The sequence below is a fragment of the Sodalis ligni genome (genome assembly GCF_016865525.2).
GTDB classification, from domain to species: domain Bacteria; phylum Pseudomonadota; class Gammaproteobacteria; order Enterobacterales; family Enterobacteriaceae; genus Acerihabitans; species Acerihabitans ligni.
Window position 1 is genome coordinate 5,948,148 of sequence record NZ_CP075169.1, and the last position, 19,995, is coordinate 5,968,142.

The 19,995-nt window shown below is 57.8% G+C and carries 15 protein-coding genes; 5 read left to right on the forward strand and 10 right to left on the reverse strand.

The genetic code is table 11. The features are described 5' to 3' along the window. Positions 1-17: 17 nt before the first annotated feature. Entirely contained in the window at positions 18-1,334 is a 1,317-nt protein-coding gene (gltP, locus tag GTU79_RS27665; RefSeq protein WP_203523703.1) for a glutamate/aspartate:proton symporter GltP, read from the reverse strand. 545 nt (positions 1,335-1,879) lie between these two features. Between gltP and acs the strand changes: the two genes are divergently transcribed. The 3 genes from acs (at position 1,880) to GTU79_RS27680 (ending at position 5,906) form a co-directional block, all read left to right on the forward strand. Beyond that, positions 1,880-3,838, forward strand: a complete 1,959-nt coding sequence (gene acs, locus GTU79_RS27670; RefSeq protein ID WP_132924618.1) for an acetate--CoA ligase — start codon at positions 1,880-1,882, stop codon at positions 3,836-3,838. 63 nt (positions 3,839-3,901) lie between these two features. Beyond that, complete coding sequence (locus GTU79_RS27675; RefSeq protein ID WP_132924616.1) at positions 3,902-4,219, forward strand: DUF485 domain-containing protein; 318 nt, start codon at positions 3,902-3,904, stop codon at positions 4,217-4,219. Positions 4,220-4,229: 10 nt separating this feature from the next. Next, positions 4,230-5,906 carry a cation acetate symporter gene (locus tag GTU79_RS27680; protein ID WP_253073704.1) on the forward strand — a complete coding sequence of 559 codons (1,677 nt, stop codon included), beginning with the start codon at positions 4,230-4,232 and terminating at the stop codon, positions 5,904-5,906. An 824-nt stretch (positions 5,907-6,730) separates the two neighbouring features. On the opposite strand, the gene GTU79_RS27685 is transcribed toward GTU79_RS27680, so the two are convergent. Next, positions 6,731-7,420: an LrgB family protein gene (locus GTU79_RS27685; RefSeq protein WP_132924612.1), complete on the reverse strand. Its 690-nt coding sequence runs from the start codon at positions 7,418-7,420 to the stop codon at positions 6,731-6,733. Further along, positions 7,413-7,817: a CidA/LrgA family protein gene (locus GTU79_RS27690; RefSeq protein WP_132927950.1), complete on the reverse strand. Its 405-nt coding sequence runs from the start codon at positions 7,815-7,817 to the stop codon at positions 7,413-7,415. The genes GTU79_RS27685 and GTU79_RS27690 overlap by 8 nt, the downstream gene beginning before the upstream one ends. A gap of 120 nt (positions 7,818-7,937) precedes the next feature. On the opposite strand from GTU79_RS27690, the gene GTU79_RS27695 reads away from it, so the two are divergent. Then, entirely contained in the window at positions 7,938-8,837 is a 900-nt protein-coding gene (locus tag GTU79_RS27695; protein ID WP_203523705.1) for a LysR family transcriptional regulator, read from the forward strand. 7 nt (positions 8,838-8,844) lie between these two features. Here the strand turns inward: GTU79_RS27695 and GTU79_RS27700 are convergent, their stop codons facing one another. From GTU79_RS27700 to fhuD, 6 genes are all read right to left on the reverse strand, one after another. Further along, the gene (locus GTU79_RS27700) at positions 8,845-10,491 is read right to left on the reverse strand and encodes a Na+/H+ antiporter (RefSeq protein WP_132924608.1); all 1,647 of its coding nucleotides are present in this window, start codon (positions 10,489-10,491) and stop codon (positions 8,845-8,847) included. A gap of 131 nt (positions 10,492-10,622) precedes the next feature. Continuing rightward, positions 10,623-11,990, reverse strand: a complete 1,368-nt coding sequence (locus tag GTU79_RS27705; RefSeq protein ID WP_132924606.1) for an NCS2 family permease — start codon at positions 11,988-11,990, stop codon at positions 10,623-10,625. 139 nt (positions 11,991-12,129) lie between these two features. Beyond that, positions 12,130-12,789, reverse strand: a complete 660-nt coding sequence (locus tag GTU79_RS27710; RefSeq protein ID WP_132924604.1) for a glutathione S-transferase — start codon at positions 12,787-12,789, stop codon at positions 12,130-12,132. A gap of 111 nt (positions 12,790-12,900) precedes the next feature. Then, complete coding sequence (locus tag GTU79_RS27715) at positions 12,901-15,165, reverse strand: TonB-dependent receptor (RefSeq protein WP_203523706.1); 2,265 nt, start codon at positions 15,163-15,165, stop codon at positions 12,901-12,903. 183 nt (positions 15,166-15,348) lie between these two features. Continuing rightward, complete coding sequence (gene fhuB, locus GTU79_RS27720; protein WP_214513568.1) at positions 15,349-17,322, reverse strand: Fe(3+)-hydroxamate ABC transporter permease FhuB; 1,974 nt, start codon at positions 17,320-17,322, stop codon at positions 15,349-15,351. After that, entirely contained in the window at positions 17,319-18,209 is an 891-nt protein-coding gene (gene fhuD, locus GTU79_RS27725; protein ID WP_203523708.1) for a Fe(3+)-hydroxamate ABC transporter substrate-binding protein FhuD, read from the reverse strand. Before fhuD ends, fhuB begins: the two co-directional genes overlap by 4 nt. 125 nt (positions 18,210-18,334) lie before the next feature. On the opposite strand from fhuD, the gene fhuF reads away from it, so the two are divergent. Then, positions 18,335-19,063, forward strand: a complete 729-nt coding sequence (gene fhuF, locus GTU79_RS27730; RefSeq protein WP_203523709.1) for a siderophore-iron reductase FhuF — start codon at positions 18,335-18,337, stop codon at positions 19,061-19,063. A 134-nt stretch (positions 19,064-19,197) separates the two neighbouring features. Here the strand turns inward: fhuF and GTU79_RS27735 are convergent, their stop codons facing one another. Continuing rightward, positions 19,198-19,956, reverse strand: a complete 759-nt coding sequence (locus tag GTU79_RS27735; protein WP_203523710.1) for an SDR family NAD(P)-dependent oxidoreductase — start codon at positions 19,954-19,956, stop codon at positions 19,198-19,200. Positions 19,957-19,995: the final 39 nt, after the last annotated feature.

Here is a 19,995-nt window from a genome sequence, read left to right on the forward strand (position 1 = left end):
GTGGTGCCGCGAGTTTGTTACGATAGAGATGAATGCGGCGCTTTGACCGTCAGCATCTCTTTTTCATAGGCACGGGCCTTCTCATCGTCGAATTGATTCTCCCATTTGGCGACGGCCACTACCGCCAATGCATTACCCACCACATTGAGCGCCGTGCGCGCCATATCGAGAATACGATCGACTCCGGCGATAAACGCCAGACCCTGCAACGGAATTCCCACGCTGCCAAGGGTTGCCAGCAGCACCACAAAGGATACTCCCGGCACTCCGGCAATCCCCTTCGAGGTGACCATCAATGTCAGCACCAAAACGATTTCCTGTCCGAGGGACAAATCGATACCGTAAAGCTGGGCGATAAATATCGCCGCAATGCTTTGATAAAGCGTGGAGCCGTCCAGGTTGAAAGAGTAGCCGGTGGGGACCACGAAGCTGGTTATCGCCCGCGGCGCGCCATAGGCTTCCATTTTTTCGATAATGCGCGGCAACACGCTTTCCGAACTGGCGGTAGAATAGGCCAGGATCAATTCTTCTTTCAAAATACGGATCAGCGTCCAAATACGCAGGCCACATAGCCTCGCCACCAGGCCCAGGACAACCAGGGCGAAAAAAATAATCGCGGCGTAAACCAGCAGCACCAGCTTGGCCAGGGGAAGCAGCGAGGCAAAACCGAAATTGGCCACAGTCACCGCAATCAGGGCAAAAACCCCCACCGGGGCATAACGCATAATCATATGCGTCACGTTGAACATGGTCTCGGCCACCGCTTTAAACACATTCAGCAACGGCGTTTTGGTTTCAACGGGCAATGCCGCCAATCCCAAACCGAACAGCACGGAAAAGAAAATGATCGGCAGCATGTCGCCGCGGACCATGGAGGCGAAGATATTCTGCGGAATCAACGACAGGAGCGTGCCCGCCAGACTATGGCCGCCGCTTTGCACCTGCTCGGAGGTTCTTTCATATTGCGAGATATCCACCACCGCCAGAGAGGACATATCGATGCCCTGTCCCGGCTGAAAAACGTTGGCGAGAGTGATGCCCAGGATAATAGCGAGAGTGGTGACCAGTTCAAAATAAAGCAGGGTCTTCAAGCCGAGCTTGCCCAGCTTTTTCGCATCCCCTACCCCGGCAATACCCACTATCAAAGTGGAAATCACTATCGGCACCACAATCATCTTGATCAGGTGAATAAATATATCGCCGGCCGGCGTCAGGATATTGCCCATCAGCCAATCCCGCGGTTCCCCCTGGTTGTGTAATATCGCCCCGGCGCCGATGCCCAATACCAGCGCCAACAGAATTTGCCAGGCGAGACTAAAATTTAACCTTTTCATAACAATATTTTCCCCTACGACCATCCCGCCACGGCCGAGAGCGTGACACGCACTGCTTTTTATTCGCTTCATTACGCTATCCGGCTGCATCCGGCGGGGTCGATTTTCAACGCACAAAAGATAAGGACGCTATTCTGTAACACCTTAAAAAGCACCAATGCAAGCAATGATTTATACTCACTTCGTAATCATTTATCACTGACAGGGTTGAATAGACGATTTATATAACTTAACTATATGTAATTTAATAAGTTAAAAATATGCATAAAGTAATTTTTATCACTTCCTTCAAGGTTTTTTCTCCGCGGTATATTTTTCTTTACCGCTAAAAGCGCGGCCATTTATATCGCCCCGCGCACGGGTATAAGTATGATGAATACCCTGGCAAAAGGACGATGCTCACTCTGAGGAAAAGCGGAAGAATGCCGCTTTAGCAAAACCTCACCAAAGATGCGTGATCTACTGCGCAAAAAGGAAACAAAGCCGTCGGGATAGGTTTAATTAACTTAAGTTTGACATACTATTAACATTTAAAGGAGGAAATCATGAGTCAACCGCATACCTATCCGATTCCCGCTGATATTGCGCAGCGGGCACTCATTTCAGAAGAACAATATCGGCAGCTATACCGGCAATCCGTGAACGACCCGGCCGCTTTTTGGGGTGAACAGGGCAAAATCATCGATTGGATTACCCCTTATACCCAGGTTAAAAATACCTCGTTCGATCCCGGCCATATCCGGATTCGCTGGTTTGAGGACGGCACGCTCAACGTAGCCGCCAATTGCCTGGACCGGCATCTGGCGGAACGCGGCGAGCAGACGGCGATTATCTGGGAAGGGGATGATGCCAAGGAAAGCAAAATCATCACCTATCGCCAGTTGCACCGGGACGTGTGCCGTTTCGCCAACGTGCTTAAGTCGCAAGGGGTCGCCAAAGGCGATGTGGTGGCGCTGTATATGCCGATGGTGCCGGAAGCCGCCGTCGCCATGCTGGCCTGCGCGCGCATCGGCGCCATTCATTCGGTGATATTCGGCGGATTCTCTCCCGAGGCGATCGCCGGCCGGATTGTGGATTCCAGCGCTAAGCTTATGATCACCGCCGACGAAGGGATCCGCGCGGGCAGAAAAATCCCGCTTAAACAAAATATCGACGAGGCGTTGAAAAACCCGGCGGTCAAAAGCCTGGAAAAAGTGATTGTATTAAAACGTACCGGTAAAGATATCAACTGGCGGGGGAACCGGGATATCTGGTGGCATGACGCCATGGCCGGCGCGTCGGATGATTGTCCCCCCGCCGAAATGAACGCCGAGGACCCGCTGTTTATCCTTTACACCTCGGGTTCCACCGGCAAACCCAAGGGCGTATTGCATACCAGCGGCGGCTATCTGGTTTATGCCGCCATGACCTTCAAGTATGTGTTTGATTACCATCCCGGGGATATCTATTGGTGTACCGCCGATGTCGGCTGGGTCACCGGCCACAGCTACCTGCTGTATGGCCCCTTGGCCTGCGGCGCCATCACACTGATGTTCGAGGGCGTGCCCAACTGGCCGGACGCCAGGCGCATGGCCCAGGTGGTGGATAAGCATCGGGTGAATATACTTTATACCGCCCCCACCGCCATCCGCGCGCTAATGGCGGAGGGAGACAAGGCTATCGAAGGCACTAGCCGCGAATCCCTGCGCATCATGGGCTCGGTGGGTGAACCCATCAATCCGGAAGCCTGGGAGTGGTACTACCATAAAATCGGCAACGGCAAATGCCCGATTATGGATACCTGGTGGCAGACCGAGACCGGCGGTTTCATGATTACGCCGCTGCCGGGGGCCACGCCGCTCAAGGCCGGTTCCGCATCACTGCCGTTTTTCGGCATCCAGCCGGCGCTGGTGGATAACGGCGGCGAGCCGCAGCCGGGCGCCGCCGAAGGGAATCTGGTCATCGTCGATTCCTGGCCGGGACAGGCGCGCACGCTATACGGCGATCACGACCGGTTTGAGCAAACCTATTTTTCCACCTTCAAGGGCATGTATTTCAGCGGCGACGGCGCCAGGCGGGATGAAGACGGTTATTACTGGATAACCGGCCGGGTGGATGACGTGCTTAATGTCTCCGGTCACCGTCTCGGCACCGCCGAAATCGAATCGGCCCTGGTATCCCACCCCAAGATTGCCGAAGCGGCGGTGGTGGGCATCCCGCACAATATCAAAGGCCAGGCGATTTACGCCTATATCACCCTTAATCATGGAGAACTGCCGACCCCCGAACTTTATAACGATGTACGCAGCTGGGTACGCAAGGAAATCGGCTCCATAGCCACCCCGGATATCCTGCATTGGACCGATTCATTACCCAAAACCCGCTCCGGTAAAATCATGCGGCGTATCCTGCGCAAAATTGCCGCCGGCGATACCGGAAATCTGGGCGATACCTCCACCCTGGCCGATCCGGGCGTGGTGGAAAAGCTGTTAGAAGAAAAACAATCCATGAACGTGCCTTCATAAGACTTCCGCCGCCCGCGGGCGGCTTTATTCCAACAATACCCATACCCTACTGGAGAATCCCTGATGAATGACATCATTTATCAACGGATTGAGAAAAATCCGCACTTCCAAGAACTGGTGAAAAAACGCCAGCATTTCGCCATGCTGCTCACGCTGATTATGCTGGTGCTCTATTATGGTTTTATCCTGCTGATCGCCTTTGCCCCAGGCTGGCTGGGTACGCCGATTTACGAAGGCACCAGCGTAACCCGCGGCATTCCCCTGGGGATTGGCCTGATTATCATGTCGTTTATTCTCACCGCGATATATGTGGTTCGCGCCAACGGCGAATTCGATCGCCTGACCCAGCAGTTGCTGCGCGAGGTACGTTATAATGGCTAAATTCGTCAAAATGGCGGCGGGTGTATCAGGGCTGCTGCCGCTGCTGGTTCAGGCGGCAACCGGCGACAGCCGTCCGTTGAATATCCAGGCGATTATTCTGTTCGTGCTGTTTGTGGCCCTTACGCTGTACATCACCTATTGGGCATCAAAACGAACCCGTTCACGGAAAGATTATTATACCGCCGGCGGCAGAATCACCGGCTTGCAGAACGGGCTGGCCATCTCCGGCGACTTTATGTCGGCGGCATCCTTTCTTGGTATTTCCGCGCTGGTATACACCTCCGGTTATGACGGACTGATTTATTCGCTGGGTTTCCTGGTGGGCTGGCCGATTATCCTGTTTTTAATCGCCGAGCGCCTGCGCAATCTCGGGCGATATACCTTTGCCGACGTCGCCTCCTACCGCCTACGGCAAAAACCCATCCGTCTGTTGTCCGCCTGCGGTTCGCTGGTGGTGGTGGCGCTTTACCTGATTGCCCAGATGGTGGGGGCGGGTAAGCTCATCCAACTGCTGTTCGGCCTGAATTACCATGTGGCGGTAGTACTGGTGGGCATTCTGATGGTGATGTATGTATTGTTCGGCGGCATGCTGGCCACCACCTGGGTGCAGATTATCAAAGCGGTGCTGTTATTGGCCGGCGCCAGCTTTATGGCGCTGATGGTGCTGAAAACCGTTCATTTCAGCTTCGATACGCTGTTCTCCGAAGCCATGAAAGTACACAGCAAAGGCGCGTCCATTATGCGTCCCGGCGGATTGGTGTCCGATCCCATATCCGCCCTGTCCCTGGGCCTGGCCCTGATGTTCGGTACCGCCGGATTGCCGCATATTCTGATGCGGTTCTTCACCGTCCAGGATGCCAAGGAAGCGCGTAAAAGCGTGTTATATGCCACTGGCTTCATGGGTTACTTCTATTTCCTGACGTTTATTATCGGCTTCGGCGCCATCCTGCTGGTGGGAGCCAACCCGGCGTTCAAAGACAGCACCGGCGCGCTGCTGGGGGGCGCCAATATGGCGGCTATCCATCTGGCTAACGCGGTGGGGGGCAATTTCTTCCTGGGATTCATTTCGGCGGTAGCCTTCGCCACCATACTGGCGGTGGTGGCGGGCTTAACCCTGGCCGGCGCGTCGGCGGTATCCCATGATATTTATGCCAGCGTCATCAAAAAAGGCAAAGCCACCGAGCGCGACGAGTTAAAAGTTTCCAAAGTCACCGTGCTGGTACTTGGCCTGGTGGCCATCGGCCTGGGGGTCTTGTTCGAAAAACAAAATATCGCCTTTATGGTGGGGCTGGCCTTTTCCATTGCCGCCAGCTGTAACTTTCCCATTATCCTGCTGTCGATGTACTGGTCCAAACTCACCACCCGCGGCGCCATGGTCGGCGGCTGGCTGGGACTCATCACCGCGGTGACCTTGATGATTTTGGGACCTACCATCTGGGTACAGGTACTGGGCCACGCCAAAGCAATCTATCCTTATGAATACCCAGCACTGTTTTCCATGCTGGTGGCGTTTATCGGCATCTGGATATTTTCCATTACCGACAGCTCGACGCAGGCGGTACAGGAGCGGGGCTTGTTTTACGCTCAGTTTTCCCCGCCCCCAGCCCGGCATGGGGGGTGGCAGGACCCCTCGCCCTCCCCTCCCGCCGATACTATCGCAACGGGAAAACGGCCCATTGCAGAATAGGCCCGCCATCGCCGGGGTCTAAATCGAATATGTGTTAAAGGGAAATCGCGCCAATGGGGTCGAAGCAGGCGTGGTTTTCCCGCCTGCCCGAGCGCCCCATGGCACGGTAAGCCCGCCATCACCGAACGTGCAACGAACCTGTTAAAGGGAGACCGCGCCAATGGGGTCGAAGCAGGCGTGGTCTTCCCGCCTGCCCGAGCGCCCCATGGCACGGTAAGCCCGCCATCACCGAACGTGCAACGAACCTGTTAAAGGGAGACCGCGCCAAGGGGGGCGAAGGGGGGGGGGTCCTCCCCCCCTCCCCGGGCCCCCAAGGGCAGGGAAACCCCCCCATCACCGACCGTGCAACAACCCTGTTAAAGGCAGCCCGCGCCAATGGGGTCGAAGCAGGCGTGGTTTTCCCGCCTGCCCGTGCGCCCCATGGCACGGTAAGCCCGCCATCACCGAACGTGCAACGAACCTGTTAAAGGGAGACCGCGCCAATGGGGTCGAAGCGGGCGTGGTCTTCCCGCCTGCCCGAGCGCCCCATGGCACGGTAAGCCCGCCATCACCGAACGTGCAACGAACCTGTTAAAGGGAGACCGCGCCAATGGGGTCGAAGCGGGCGTGGTCTTCCCGCCTGCCCGTGCGCCCCATGGCACGGTAAGCCCGCCATCACCGAACGTGCAACGAACCTGTTAAAGGCAGACCGCGCCAATGGGGTCGAAGCAGGCGTGGTCTTCCCGCCTGCCCGTGCGCCCCATGGCACGGTAAGCCCGCCATCACCGAACGTGCAACGAACCTGTTAAAGGCAGACCGGCCCGCTGCGCTCGGGCCCCTTACCATTACCACATAAACCGGCTAATCATCGGGGCGAGCAGTACCGTCAGCACGCCCGCCAACATCATCACCAGGCTGGAAACCACCCCCTCCTTGCGGCCCAACTCATAGGCGCGGGCGGTGCCGGCTCCATGGGACGACGCCCCCAGACCCGCGCCCTTGGCCATTTTCGCCCGAACCGACAGGCGCAGAAAAACAATATCCCCCACTGCCATGCCGAATACCCCGGTTATCACCGTGAACAGCGCCACCAGATCCGGCTGGCCACCCACCTGCCGCGCCGCCGCCAGAGCAAAAGGGGTAGTAATGGAGCGAACCGCCATGCTGCGCTGAATAATCTCGGGGAGCGCCAGCAAACGCGCCAGCCAAACCGAGCTCAAAACCGCCATCAGGGTGGCGGCCACCACGCCGGCGGTCAGCGACAGCCAGTGCTGGCGAATCAGTGACAGGTTTTCATAAACCGGCACCGCAAAAGCGATGGTAGCCGGACCCAACAACCATAATAGCCATTGGTTTTCAACCATATAACGTTGATAGGTCACATGGGTGGCGGCCAGTAAGGCTATCAACACCACCGGCGTTAATATCAGCGGCATCAGCATTAAATAATGATAGCGGCGATAAAGAAACTTATTGGCGAAATATAAGAGCAGCGTCACAAACAAACAGACACAGCTCAGAATAAGATTAACCATGATGGGGTTTTTTACGCGCCATTTTCAGTTCAAAACGATAAACACGATCCACCACTACGGCGGTGGTCCCCATGACCAGCAAGGTGCTGACAGCGATCACCACACAGATACGCCAGCCGTCCACCATCAATAGCTGAGTGTAATTGATAACCGCCACCACTGCCGGTACAAAAAACAACAGCATCTCCGCCAGCAGCCAGCGCGCGCCCTCGCGTACCCACCGCACCGGCAGGATCCCGGTAAGAATCAGCGCCAGCATCATAAACATCCCCACCACGTTGGCGGGCAACGGCAAATGATAACGATCCACCAACGTCTGGGCGGCCAGGAATAAGCCGATATACAACGCCAGCTGGATCACCAGGGGAAAGTTTACCCAGCGTAACGGTACTGCCATGCGCGCAGTGTACAACACCTTGAGATCCTTCGTTGAATGATGTGGAAGCATTATAGGCGGAGGGTTAAAGTTGCATGAAATGAATTAATATTATGTTAATCATTACCGGAAGGAATAGTAATGGATATCCGTTCACTCCGTTATTTTGTGGAAGTGGTTAAACAACAAAGCTTTACTCGTGCCGCCGACGCGTTATTCGTTACCCAGCCGACTATCAGCAAAATGCTAAAGCAACTGGAAGACGAACTGGATAGGCCATTATTAATGCGCGAGGGACGCAAACTGCTGCTCACCGACAGCGGCCAGGCGGTATATCAGCGCGGGCTGGCCATTCTGGATGAGTTCCGACAATTGGAGTCGGAGCTGGAGGACATCGGCTCGCTGAAAAAGGGCCGTCTGCGGCTGGGCATTCCGCCGATGGTGGGCACCCAAATGGCGGATTTGATCAGTTCATTCCGCCGCCGGTATCCCGGTATTGAGCTGTTGATTGCCGAGTTCGGCGGACTGACGGTTCAGCAAGCGGTCCTGTCCGGCGAACTGGATGTGGCGCTCACCGCCCTCACCGCTGAAACCGAAACCACCCTGAACGTACTGCCGCTGTTCAGCCATCCATTATGCGCCGTGGTGCCCCGTGCCGCCCCTTGGCTGGATCGTACCGGGATAGCGCTGGCGGAGCTCGGCGATTGGCCGGTATTGATTTACAACGAAGATTTCGCCCTGCACCGGCACTTGATGCGGGCTTTCCAGGCCGAGGGCATCAATCCGCAAATCGCCGTGCGCAGCGGGCAGTGGGATTTCCTGGCGGCCATGGCGGAAGCGGGCATCGGTATCGCCATCCTGCCGGAGCCTATTTGCCAGCGGCTGGATAAATCACGCCTGTTATGGCTGCCGGTGACGCCGCCCATGATGTGGCAGCTGGGATTGATCTGGCGGCAGGGGATCTATCTGCCTCACAGCGCCCAGGCGTGGATCGAGGCCTGCCGCCGGCACTGGCCGCAGGGAGGGGCGCTGGAACGCTGAGCACCGGCTATTCGCTTTCTATCAGCAGCGCTTCCAGTAAATCCAAATCCCGCAGCAGCTTTACCAGCGTCTCGTTGCTGATCTTTTGCTGCGCCCGCAGATGATAATACTCCCCCCGTTCGGCGCGCAGGGCATTCAAACGCATCCGCCGTTCAAGGTTTTCAATCAGCAGGGCATTCCCCAGCTCATTATTGCCGTCTATCCGCCGGCGCAAATTACCTACAACCCGGGCGCTGACCTCGGTAAGCAGCTGATTGTCGATAGTTTCCTCCGGATCTCCCGCCAGACGCTCCTGCATTTTCCGCAGGCTTTCGATGGCCACTTCAGCGGCGGCGGCGCGCGCCATTCGTTCCTCCTTGCGGTGCAGGCTCTTATCCGACACCACCATGCCCCGTAACAGCAAGGGTAAGGCGATTACGCCGCACACCAAGGAGAATACAATGACGCCGGCGGCGATAAATACCAGCTGATAGCGGGAGGGAAAGGCGGAGCCGTCGCTGAGCAATAGAGGTATCGACAAGACACCGGCCAGGGTAATCGCCCCTCGCACGCCGGCAAATGAAGCAATCAGGATTTCACGCGTGCTGTAATCACCGAAGACCATCGGCCTTTTCTTCAGAAAACGCTGGCTGAATTTTTTCATCAGCCACAGCCAGCCGAAGCGCAGCAAAATCAAGGCGGCGTAAATCACCACAATATCGCTGAACAGCATCCAGGTTTCAATGGTGGGGTCCAGTATGGCCTGGGTGATGGAGGTCTCGAGGATCTCCGGCAATTGCAGGCCCAGCATGATAAAGACCATGCCGTTAAAGACAAATTCCAGCATTGCCCAGACGCTGTTGGCGCGCAGCCGCATGGCCAGCGGCGCATTGCGGATAATGCCGGATTGCCCGATGGTCATGCCCGAGGCCACCGAGGCCAGGATGCCGGACACGCCCACATGTTCCGCGATCAAATAAGACGCAAAAGGCAGCAGCAGCAACAGCACGGTCTGCGTGGCGGGATCGTCGCCGCTCCAGCGGGTGATCCAGCGCAGGGATTTACTGTAGGCCCAGGTCACCGCCACGCCGGCCAGCAAACCGCCGGCGGCGACCTTGACGAACTCCAGCGACGCGCCGCCGACGGTGAAAACCATGGTCCCCATGGCCACAGCAATGGCGAATTTCAGCGATACCAGGCCGGAAGCGTCGTTCATCAGCGCCTCCCCCTGCAGTATATCCATCAGTTTTTTGGGAATGCGTCCCTCCCCCACGATGCCGGACAGCGCCACGGCATCGGTGGGAGAGAGCACCGCCGCCAGCGCCAGCGCCGCCACCAGGGGAATACCCGGCACCATCCAGTAAATAAGATAACCGACGCCTACCACCGTAATCAGCACCAGTACCAGCGCCAGCGCCACAATCTCGCCGCCGTGGCGTAAAAACTCACGCGCAGGGGTTTTCCAGCCGTCGGCAAACAGCAGCGGCGGGATAAACAGCACCAGAAACAGCTCGGGATTGAAATCCACATGCAAGCCAAACCGCGGCCAGGCCATGAGCGCCCCCAATACAATCTGCATCAGGGGGAGGGGAATCTGAAAAGGAAGGATGCGAGTGACCACCCCCGATAAGGAAACCATCAAGGTGAGGAGCAAAATTGTAAAGAAGATTTCCATGCATTCCTTACTATGTCGTCGGTCCGGCGACGTATTACAGTCCGGCCTGGAGAAAGTCTGGGCGAAAACGTGAGCTGCTATGGTAAATCATTTTGCCATAAGTTAAAAATCTGTGATCGTTTTTTTCAACCTCAGATGGCCCAGCCGCCGGCATAAAATGTCACCAGCGCGATGGCGATAATGACCGTACCGGCATTGAGCTTGCGCCATTCGCCGGCAAACACGCGGCCTATCACCAGCGAACCAAACCCCAGCATGATACCGGTGACGATATTACAGGTCAGGACGATGAAGGTGGCGCACAGCAAACCGGACATGGCATCGACAAAATCGGTCAAATCCAGTTTGGCGACGTTGCTTAGCATCAGCAGGCCGACATACATCAGGGCCGGGGCGGTGGCATAACCCGGTACCAGATAAGATAGGGGTGAAAGAAACAGAATCACCAAAAACAATATGCCGACAATGGTGGCGGTCAGACCGGTTTTGCCGCCGGCGGCGGTCCCGGCGGCGGATTCGATATAGACCGCTGCGGGAGACGCCCCCACCAGGGATGAAAAAATGCTGCTCAGGGAATCCGCCGTCAAGGCTTTGCCGCCATTGATAATCTGGCCCTCATTATCCAGCAGGTTAGCCTGGCCCGCCACCGCGCGGATGGTGCCGGTGGCGTCAAACACCGCCGTCATTACCAGGGCCAGCACGCTGGGCAGTACCGCCGGCTGCAGCGCGCCTTTGATATCCAGATTCAAGATAAGCGAATGGCCCTGGGCGTCGGATAAGGTCGGCAGAGCGAACAATCCCCGGTAGGTAACATTAGGGTCAAATGCCAGTCCCAGCAGCGAGATTACGATGATCACCAGCAGTATCCCACCCGGTACCCGCAATTTCTCAAGGCCGAAGATCGCCGCCAGCCCCACCAGGGACATAATCACCGGGAACGAGGCGAAGCGGCCCAGGGCCACCGGCAATCCGTCAATGGGATTTTTCACCACCAGCCCGACGCCGTTGGCGGCAATGATCAACAGGAACAGGCCGATGCCGATACCGGTGCCATGGGCGACGCCCATCGGCAGGTTGTGCAAAATCCATGAGCGTATGCCGGTGGCGGAAATCAGGGTAAACAGGATACCCATCAGGAATATCGCCCCTAACGCCACCGGCACGCTGATATGCTGTCCCAGAACCAGACTGAAGGCGGTAAAGGCGGTGAGGGATATGGCGCAGCCGATGGCCATGGGCAGATTGGCCCACAGGCCCATCAACAGCGACCCGAACGCCGCCACCAGACAGGTGGCGACAAAGACCGCAGCCGGCGGGAAACCGGCTTTACCCAGCATGCCGGGCACGACAATCACCGAATAGACCATTGCCAGAAAGGTGGTCAGACCGGCGAGGACTTCCTGGCGAAGAGTGCTGCCCCGCGCGGAGATCTGAAACCAACCGTCGAGTGAAAATAGTGATCTGGCCTGCGGAGCGGCCGGTTGAGTGGAGCTGGACATGAAAATTTCCCTAAAATACCGGTGTGCTTATGGATCGCGAGGGCAGGAATTATCCTGCTCCCGCCGGGGATAATTCAATCCAAAATTCCGTTAAATAGGGATACCTTGATGAGGAATGGGTAAAACCGGGCTATAGCGATTATTTATTCTCCTCACGGGCTTTAGCGCGCAGATAGGCCGGCCGAGACTGAATTTTTGATACGAATGCCTGTATTTTAGGAAAACCTTCGGCGCCGAACCGGGAAACCAGGCCTTCCATGGGAAAACTCATTTGAATATCCGCCGCGGTGAACTGCTCGCCGGCAAACCAGGGGTATAAAGTGAGGTGATCCTCGATATACTGGCGATGGGTCGCTAATTGCGGGTCCACATATTGCCGCTGTACCCCCTTTCCCACCGCCGCCCCCAGCGGACGGGCCAGCAGGGGCACCGGCGGCTTGCCCAGCATGCCGAAAATCAGTTTCATCACCAGTAACGGCATTAACGAGCCTTCGGCATAATGCAGCCAATAGCGATATCGCACACCGCTGTCGCTCAGGCCGTCCGCCGGGCTGAAGAGGTGCGCGCTGTCATAACGCGCCTCCAGATAATCGATAATCGCCCCCGACTCCGCCAATGTCAGCCCGTCATCGGTGACGATGGGCGCTTTCCCCAACGGGTGAATGCGCTTTAACGACGGCGGGGCCAGCATGGATTTCTCCCGCTGGTAATACACAACCTCATAAGGCAGGGACAGCTCTTCCAGCAGCCAGAGAATACGGTGGGAACGTGACTGGTTCAGATGATGAACGGTAATCATGATGCGCTCCTTCGGGGGTTTTCCAGTTATTACTGTATACCAACCCCGTGAAGTTGCGCGGAAGATTAGCGCCCCGGCCAAAGCCGGGGCGTTCCAAGGTAGCGCCGGCGGTTAGAAATCCACCGTCATGGAAAGTTTCAGAGAACGCGGGTCGCCTTGCGTCAAATAGCCGTCGCTGGCGGATGCCCAGTAATTTTCGTTGGTGACGTTTTCCACATTGGCGCGCCAGACGATATTATTTTTCGGCAGTTGCATGTCATAACGCAACCCCAGATCCAGCCGGGTCCAGCCCTTGACCTTCAAATCATTGGCCTGGTCGGCATACTGGGAACCGGAACGAATCACGCGGCCGGTGGCGGCGACGCCGTTCAGCCTCGGCAGATCCCACTCGCCGCCCAGCACCAGCTGGTAGCGCGGCACGCCGATGGCGTCGTTGCCGTCATAGGCGCCGTCCTGGGTTTTGGTCAATTCCGGATCCATCCAGGTAGCGCTGCCGTTCAGGCGTACGCCCAGAAGCGGTTCACCGAATAGGTTCAGCTCCAGCCCACGGTTGCGCTCCTCGCCATAGTTGCCGTATTCATACTGGTTGTCGCCCAGGTAATTGTACGAGGCTACCGGCTTTTTGATCTCAAATGCCGCCAGCGAACCGGCGATGCGGCCGTAATCCACTTTCACGCCCACTTCGTTCTGCTTCGAGGTCTCGATGCCGGTCACCTGGCCGCCGTTGACGACGACGCCGGAGCCATAGCTGGCGCCGGCGGTTTCGCCGGATTGCAGCGCTTCAATATGGTTGGCATAGAGGGATATATGCTGCCAGGGCTTGACTACGAGGCCAAAGGCCGGCGTCACCTTGGTTTCAGTGAACTTGCTGGACTCGACGCCGGTGTAGTCATAATTGCTGACATTGACGCTCTGGCGCCGCAGGCCGCCGATCAGCTGCAGGCGATCGTCCAGCATGGAAAGGGAGTCCGACAGCGACACGCCGCTGTTAAAGGTGCGGCTGGTGGCGCCTGGGTCACCCATCCTGCCGCCGGCATAGGTGGCGTCGGTGGGTTCATCCACATAGCTCGGATCGTAAATATTGGTGGCTATGCTGCTGGACGATATCTGGTAAGCCGTACGAATCCGAGTCCAAACGCTTGAATAGCCCAGATTGACATGGTGGGTGATAAAGCCGGTGTCGAATTTGCCGCGCACGCCCGCCTGGCTGGAGAAGCTGTCGCTGAAATAAGGCACCCTCATCTGGCCCATGGTGGCGTCGCCGTTATCGTCAAAGGGTGTGGGGGAAGAATAGGAACCGTACTCATGGGTGTGGTTGCCGCCCACCGCGCCATAGACCGTCCAGTCGTTGCTTAAATCATACTCGCCGCGCAGGGCGCCGAACTGGCTTTCGGTATCGGTAAAGGCCCATTTCTGGCCGTAATTGGTGGTGGCGGAGGGCGGCTTGAGGATTTCATCCAGGCCGGTGGTATAGACCACTGAACGGGCGCCGTGAATGGTTTGTTTTTCGGCGCCCGCATCCAGCGAGGCGCGGAAACGATCGCCGCGATAATCCAGGCCGAGGGTGCCCAGCGTCAGGCGGCGATTTTCATCGTCAATCGCCGTTTCGCCTTCGCGGTGCACACCGCTGACCCGTACGCCCCACTGATTGTCATCGCCGTAACGGCGCGCCACGTCAAAAGAGCCGCCAATTTGTGATTTGGAGGTATAGTCCAGCGAAACGCGGTTCAGCGGCTCGTCGCCGGCGCGTTTCGGCTCGATATTAATGTTGCCCCCCACGCCGGTGCCCCCCGGCGGTACGCCATTGAGAAATGCGCTGGCGCCTTTAAGCAGCTCTACCCGTTCCGCTATCTCGGTAGCGACGAACTGGCGCGGCAGCACGCCATAAAGACCGCCATAGGAGATATCTTCACTGGCGAGCTTAAAGCCGCGGATATTGAAGATTTCCTGAGTACTGCCGTAGCCGTAGGCGGTTTGCACCGAGGCATCGTTACGCAACACGTCGCTGATGGAGCGGGTCTGCTGATCCTGCATCAGCTTGGAGGTAAAGCCCACCACGCTAAAGGGCACGTTGTTCGCATCCTGCTGTCCGAGAAATCCCACACGTCCGCCGTTGGCGATAGGGCCATCCAAAAACGCCGGTACCAGTTGGTCGCCGCCGGCCCTGAATTCATTGTTGGGAGAAGCCACCACGGTCATGGTTTCCCCCTTCGCCGCGGAAGCGGCGGTGGAAGAGGTCGCTGTGGAGGTTGTATCCGCCGTCGTGGCGGCAAACACCGGCAACATCGTGGTCCCGCAAGCGGCACCGATAATCACCGCCAGCAAACGCGGCAGGGCCCCCGATGGGGCGGGAGTTGAAACAACGGCAGTACGCATGTGCAAACCTTTAGCAAACAATAATGAGAATGATTCTTATAAGAGTTCATGATTATGCGTAACGCCATTTTTTTTGCAAGCAATTATTTATATTACTAATGGAATCATTGCGTCAGATTAACTTTTTAACGGCGAGTGAAAATGTTCTGTCCGATACATCCTGCGTGCTGCGCCAGGCACGCCCTACCCCGCCGGCCTGCGCAAGAGATAAATGAAGTAGGGGGCGCCGAAAAAGGTTGCCAGCAAACCGGCCGGTATCTGGTAGGGGAAGAGAATAATCCTGCCGCACCAGTCTGCCGCGATCATCAGCATGCCGCCAAGCAACCCGGCCACCGCTAACTGCGGCAGCGGCCGGCGAAATCCCAGCAACCGCGCCATGTGCGGCGCCATGAGTCCGACAAAACTCAGCGGGCCGACATTGAGGGTAGCGGCGGCGATCAGTCCCGCCGCCAGCAGCAAAATGGCCGCCCTGGCCGGTTTCAGCGCCACCCCGGCGGATCGGGCGGTAGCGCCCCCCAGAGGCAGCAATGCCAGCCAGCGGCGCAGCAGCGGGGTGGCCGCCAGCAATATTACCGCGATAAGAGCGGTCCAGAGCGCCTGGGCGCCGCTGACTTTATAGGTGGATCCGGATAACCAGGTCAGGACCGACGCCATACGCGGATCGTTGCTGATAAGCATGAGCGTCAGCAGCGTGGAAAAAAGCGTGCTCAAGGCGATACCCCCCAGCAGCAAGCGGCTGCCGGAAAACCCGCCGCGCTGCGCCAGCAGCATAATCAGCAGCAGCGTCGCCGCCGCGCCGAGGCTACCCGCCGGCAATAGCCAGACGAAAGCGTCTCCCGGCACCAGCAGCAGCATCAACACGATGCCCAGCGCCGCTCCGGAGCTGATGCCCAGTACTTCCGGGCTGGCCATGGGATTACCGGTCATTTTCTGGATCAGGGCGCCCGCCGCCGCCAGTATGGCCCCAGCCGCGCCCGCCGCCAGCACCCGCGGCCAGCGCCAGCGCCACATCTCCGCCAGTGACAGATACCAGCCATGGTCGGCACGCCCCAGCGTCAGCGCCAGGCAGGCAAGCAGCAACAGCAACGCTACACCCCAAACCGCCCCGACCCAGGTCAGTTGCCGTTCGCGGCCCGGATGCTGCGTACCGTCCTCAGGACCGGTAACGCTGTTGCGCAGCCTGGGCAGCAGCCATAACAGCAGCGGCGCCCCCAGCAACGCGGTGGCGGCGCCGGTGGGTATGTCAAGCCACCGGCGCGCCAGCATGATCATCATCTGATCGCTGAAAAGCAGCAGCAATGCCCCCAACAAACAGGATAGCCACAGCCGTTGCAACAGGCGGCGCGCCCCCAGCATCCGGGCCAGCAGCGGCGCGAATAGACCGATAAAGCCGATATTGCCGGCGGCGTTGACCAGAAATGCGCTCAGAACAATGGCGATGCCCAGGCCGCCGACACGGGCGGTAATTAATCCCAGGCCCAGATTACGGGCGATACCGTCGTCAAGCCCCATCAACATCAGCGGCCGCAGCATCAGCAATACCAGCATCAGTCCGATAACCAGACGCGGCCATAAAAAGCTCACTTTGCTCCAGTCCTGCTGATTGAGCATGCCGCTGCTCCAGAGGAAAATGCCTTGCAGACGTTCATAGTTAAGCAGCGACAGCAGGCTGCGGGCGGATCCGCAATACAACCCCAGGACCAGGCCCGCCAGAATCAGGGTGACCGGCGACAGGCGCCGCCCCCACGAGACGCCGAACACCAGTCCGCCCACCGTCAGCGCGCCGAGGATGGTGGCCAATTGCCGGGTGGATTCGCCACCGGGCAGTGCCCAAAGCATGGCGACGGTCAGTCCCAATTGCGCTCCCGCCGAAACCCCGAGAGTTGTGGGCTCAGCCAGGGGATTGCGCAGGATCTGCTGAAACAACAGTCCCGCCAGGCCAAGGCCGGCCCCCACCAGCAACGACAGCACGGTGCGCGGCAGCAAGCTGTAATGAAACAGCATCTCGTCGATGTTATCTACATGAGGTTGCCAGGCGGCCTGCCGCCAAAGATCCACCGGCAGCTGCTGCGTCAGGTTCAGACCGGTGAGCGCCAATGCGGCCAAGGCCAGCAGCAAAATCAGCAGCGGAGAATAAGGCGAAGTCCTGGCGCTCATGCCGTTTTCACCAGAGACTGCTCAAGCAGGCGGCAAAACCGCATGGCGGCGATGGTGGCGCCGAAAAACCATACCGCCGGAACAGTCTGCCATTGCCGCTCCCGCACAAAGGGGATCACCTGCCAGAGCGGCGACAGTACGACATCGTCGAGGGGATCTTGATCGCCGCGGCGAAAGCACAATCCGCGAACATCCTTTAATCCGGCCAATTGTTCAAAACCCACGGTTGCGCTGCCCCAGCGGTTGACTTCTCCATGCCAGGCGTTGGTCACACCGACCCGATCCATGATCTCCTGGAACATGCTGCCTTTACCCAGCACCATAACGTGCTGGCTGTCCAGAAAGGTGAACAGCAGTACCGGACGGCTGACAACGGAATTCAGCCGCCGGCGCGTTCGGGTCAGTTGTTCCTCAACAACCTGCAGATGTTGCCGGGCCCGATCCGCCAGGCCCAAGTACTCCCCCAGCGCCAGCACATCCTGCCGGGCGGTGGTGAAAGGCAGTCCCGGCGTTTCCTGAACGGGAAAAGACATCACCGGCGCGATGGACGCCAGGCTTTCCGCCGCCGGACCATAGCCTTTGGTCAGTAAAAGCAGCGAGGGCCGCAGGCGTTGCAGTGCTTCCATATTCGGTTCGGTACGCAATCCCACATCCTTCACCGATAGCGCCAGCGGGGGTTCAACCACCCAATTGCGGTAGTTGGGAGCGTCGGCAATCGCCTGCGGGGTGACGCCGAGGGCCAGCAATAACTCAGTGGGACGCCATTCCAGGGCGATTATCCGCCTCGGATCGGGATTTTCATCGGCGGCAATGGCGGCGGAAAACCACCAGGGCAGGGTCATCATGCCCATAAGCAGCCGGCGGCGGTACTCATCATGAGTTTGCATAAAATTTAAATATTAATAGTTATCATTACGATTTTAATCGCCTATTATGCGCATTCGGAGAGTGACTGCAAGCAACTCGCCTGCCTGAACGCCTTTCCCTTGGTTTAAATCAACAAAGGAAACACATGCATCCTGACGAAAAAATGCCTGGCCGGGCGTGCGCCGCCGAGATAACGGAAAGCTTTTTACTTGAGGCGCCCGCACATAAAAAAGTCTATAGCGCACTGGATTTATGTGCGCCCGAAACGGCGCAGGCAATCATTGAACCGCTGTTGAAAATCCACGAGGGAGGAGACCCGGCGGCGGTGATTTCCATCTGGTCGCAATGGTATTTTGCTCTTTTGCTGGCGCCCTGGGCGCGTATCAATATGCTTTACGATTGGCAATTGCCGTTTTTGCCGCACGATATCCGCTTTACCCAGTCCGAAAACGCGGTGCTGGATCGGTTTATCCTGGCGGATAATGGCTGCGCGGCGCCGTCGGGTCCGGCCCGATTCGATGCCTTGATTCACCGGCATCTGGCGCCGGTGTGCCAGACATTCAGCCGGTTAGCCGGCATCAAGCCGGGATTGTTCTGGAATAATGCCGGCATCCGTCTGGCGCACGGTTTTACCATGGCGCAAGAACAAGGGACGGACATTACCCGCGCTGCCGATTTTCTGGCAACGCGCACCCTGTCGGATGGCGCCCCCAACCGCCTCTACCAGCCGATACGGGAAATACCGCAGCCGGGGGGACCGCCGAAAATCATCCGTCGCCTCTGCTGCCTGCGCTACAAACTCGCCGGTCTGGAATACTGCCCCGGCTGCCCACTGGTGGAAGCGCGGCAGCGCAAAGCCTGTCGCGGAAGTTAACCGGCTCGCATTACCGATCCCGATCACGTGACCGCAATCATGCAGCGGTTATGCAGTTGCCGGTCAGATTCACCGCGGAATCATGCAGCGGTTATGCAGTTACCAATCAGGTTCACCGCAACAATGCAGCGGTTTTACAGGAAAATACCGCCGGAAGCCTCGATTCTTTGGCCGTTGATCCAGCCGTTGCCTTCCGCCAGCAAAGCGGCCACCGCGGCGCCGATATCATCCGGCAGCCCCACCCGGCCGAGAGCGGTGGCTGATGCAATCTGCCGGTTTATTTCCGGCGTATCCCGCACCATGCCGCCGCTGAAGTCGGTTTCGATGGCGCCGGGGGCAAGAGTATTGGCGCTGATGCCGCGATCCCCCAACTCCTTGGCCAGATAGCGCGTTAACACCTCCACTCCCCCTTTCATGGCGGCATAGGCGGATGAACCTGGGAATGAGAAACGGGCCAGGCCGGAGGAGATATTCACGATCCGTCCACCGTCGGCAATCAGCGGCAGCAATTTCTGGGTCAGGAAATAAGGTCCTTTTAGATGAACCTTGAACATGAGTTCAAACTGCTCCTCAGTGGTTTGTGCAAAAGCGGCATGCAACCCGACGCCGGCATTGTTGACCAGAAAATCGAAATGATTGCGGGAAAATTCAGCGGATAAAACCTGTCCCACTTTGGCGGCAAAATCCCCAAAGCCGGCGCTTTCGCCCACGTCCAGTTGCACCATGGCCGCTTTACCGCCGGCCTGTTTGATCTCGTCCGCCAGCGCCCGCGCCTCGTCGGCCTTGCTATGATAGGTGCCGATGATATCAACGCCCTGGCGGGCCAGATGCTGCGCGATGCTTTTGCCCAGCCCGCGGCTGGCGCCGGTGATCAATGCAATTTTATGACTCATGGTTATTACTCCCGCTAATGGGTGGATACATTATTATGG

Coding starts and splice junctions, on each gene's coding strand:
- GTU79_RS27700 (WP_132924608.1), bottom strand. CDS start 10,491: ATGGAAATCTTCTTTACAATTTTGCTCCTCACCTTGATGGTTTCCTTA.
- fhuD (WP_203523708.1), bottom strand. CDS start 18,209: ATGCAAACTCATGATGAGTACCGCCGCCGGCTGCTTATGGGCATGATG.
- GTU79_RS27680 (WP_253073704.1), top strand. CDS start 4,230: ATGGCGGCGGGTGTATCAGGGCTGCTGCCGCTGCTGGTTCAGGCGGCA.
- GTU79_RS27675 (WP_132924616.1), top strand. CDS start 3,902: ATGAATGACATCATTTATCAACGGATTGAGAAAAATCCGCACTTCCAA.
- GTU79_RS27685 (WP_132924612.1), bottom strand. CDS start 7,420: ATGGTTAATCTTATTCTGAGCTGTGTCTGTTTGTTTGTGACGCTGCTC.
- GTU79_RS27705 (WP_132924606.1), bottom strand. CDS start 11,990: ATGTCCAGCTCCACTCAACCGGCCGCTCCGCAGGCCAGATCACTATTT.
- GTU79_RS27735 (WP_203523710.1), bottom strand. CDS start 19,956: ATGAGTCATAAAATTGCATTGATCACCGGCGCCAGCCGCGGGCTGGGC.
- GTU79_RS27715 (WP_203523706.1), bottom strand. CDS start 15,165: ATGCGTACTGCCGTTGTTTCAACTCCCGCCCCATCGGGGGCCCTGCCG.
- GTU79_RS27690 (WP_132927950.1), bottom strand. CDS start 7,817: ATGGCAGTACCGTTACGCTGGGTAAACTTTCCCCTGGTGATCCAGCTG.
- fhuB (WP_214513568.1), bottom strand. CDS start 17,322: ATGAGCGCCAGGACTTCGCCTTATTCTCCGCTGCTGATTTTGCTGCTG.
- gltP (WP_203523703.1), bottom strand. CDS start 1,334: ATGAAAAGGTTAAATTTTAGTCTCGCCTGGCAAATTCTGTTGGCGCTG.
- acs (WP_132924618.1), top strand. CDS start 1,880: ATGAGTCAACCGCATACCTATCCGATTCCCGCTGATATTGCGCAGCGG.
- GTU79_RS27695 (WP_203523705.1), top strand. CDS start 7,938: ATGGATATCCGTTCACTCCGTTATTTTGTGGAAGTGGTTAAACAACAA.
- GTU79_RS27710 (WP_132924604.1), bottom strand. CDS start 12,789: ATGATTACCGTTCATCATCTGAACCAGTCACGTTCCCACCGTATTCTC.
- fhuF (WP_203523709.1), top strand. CDS start 18,335: ATGCATCCTGACGAAAAAATGCCTGGCCGGGCGTGCGCCGCCGAGATA.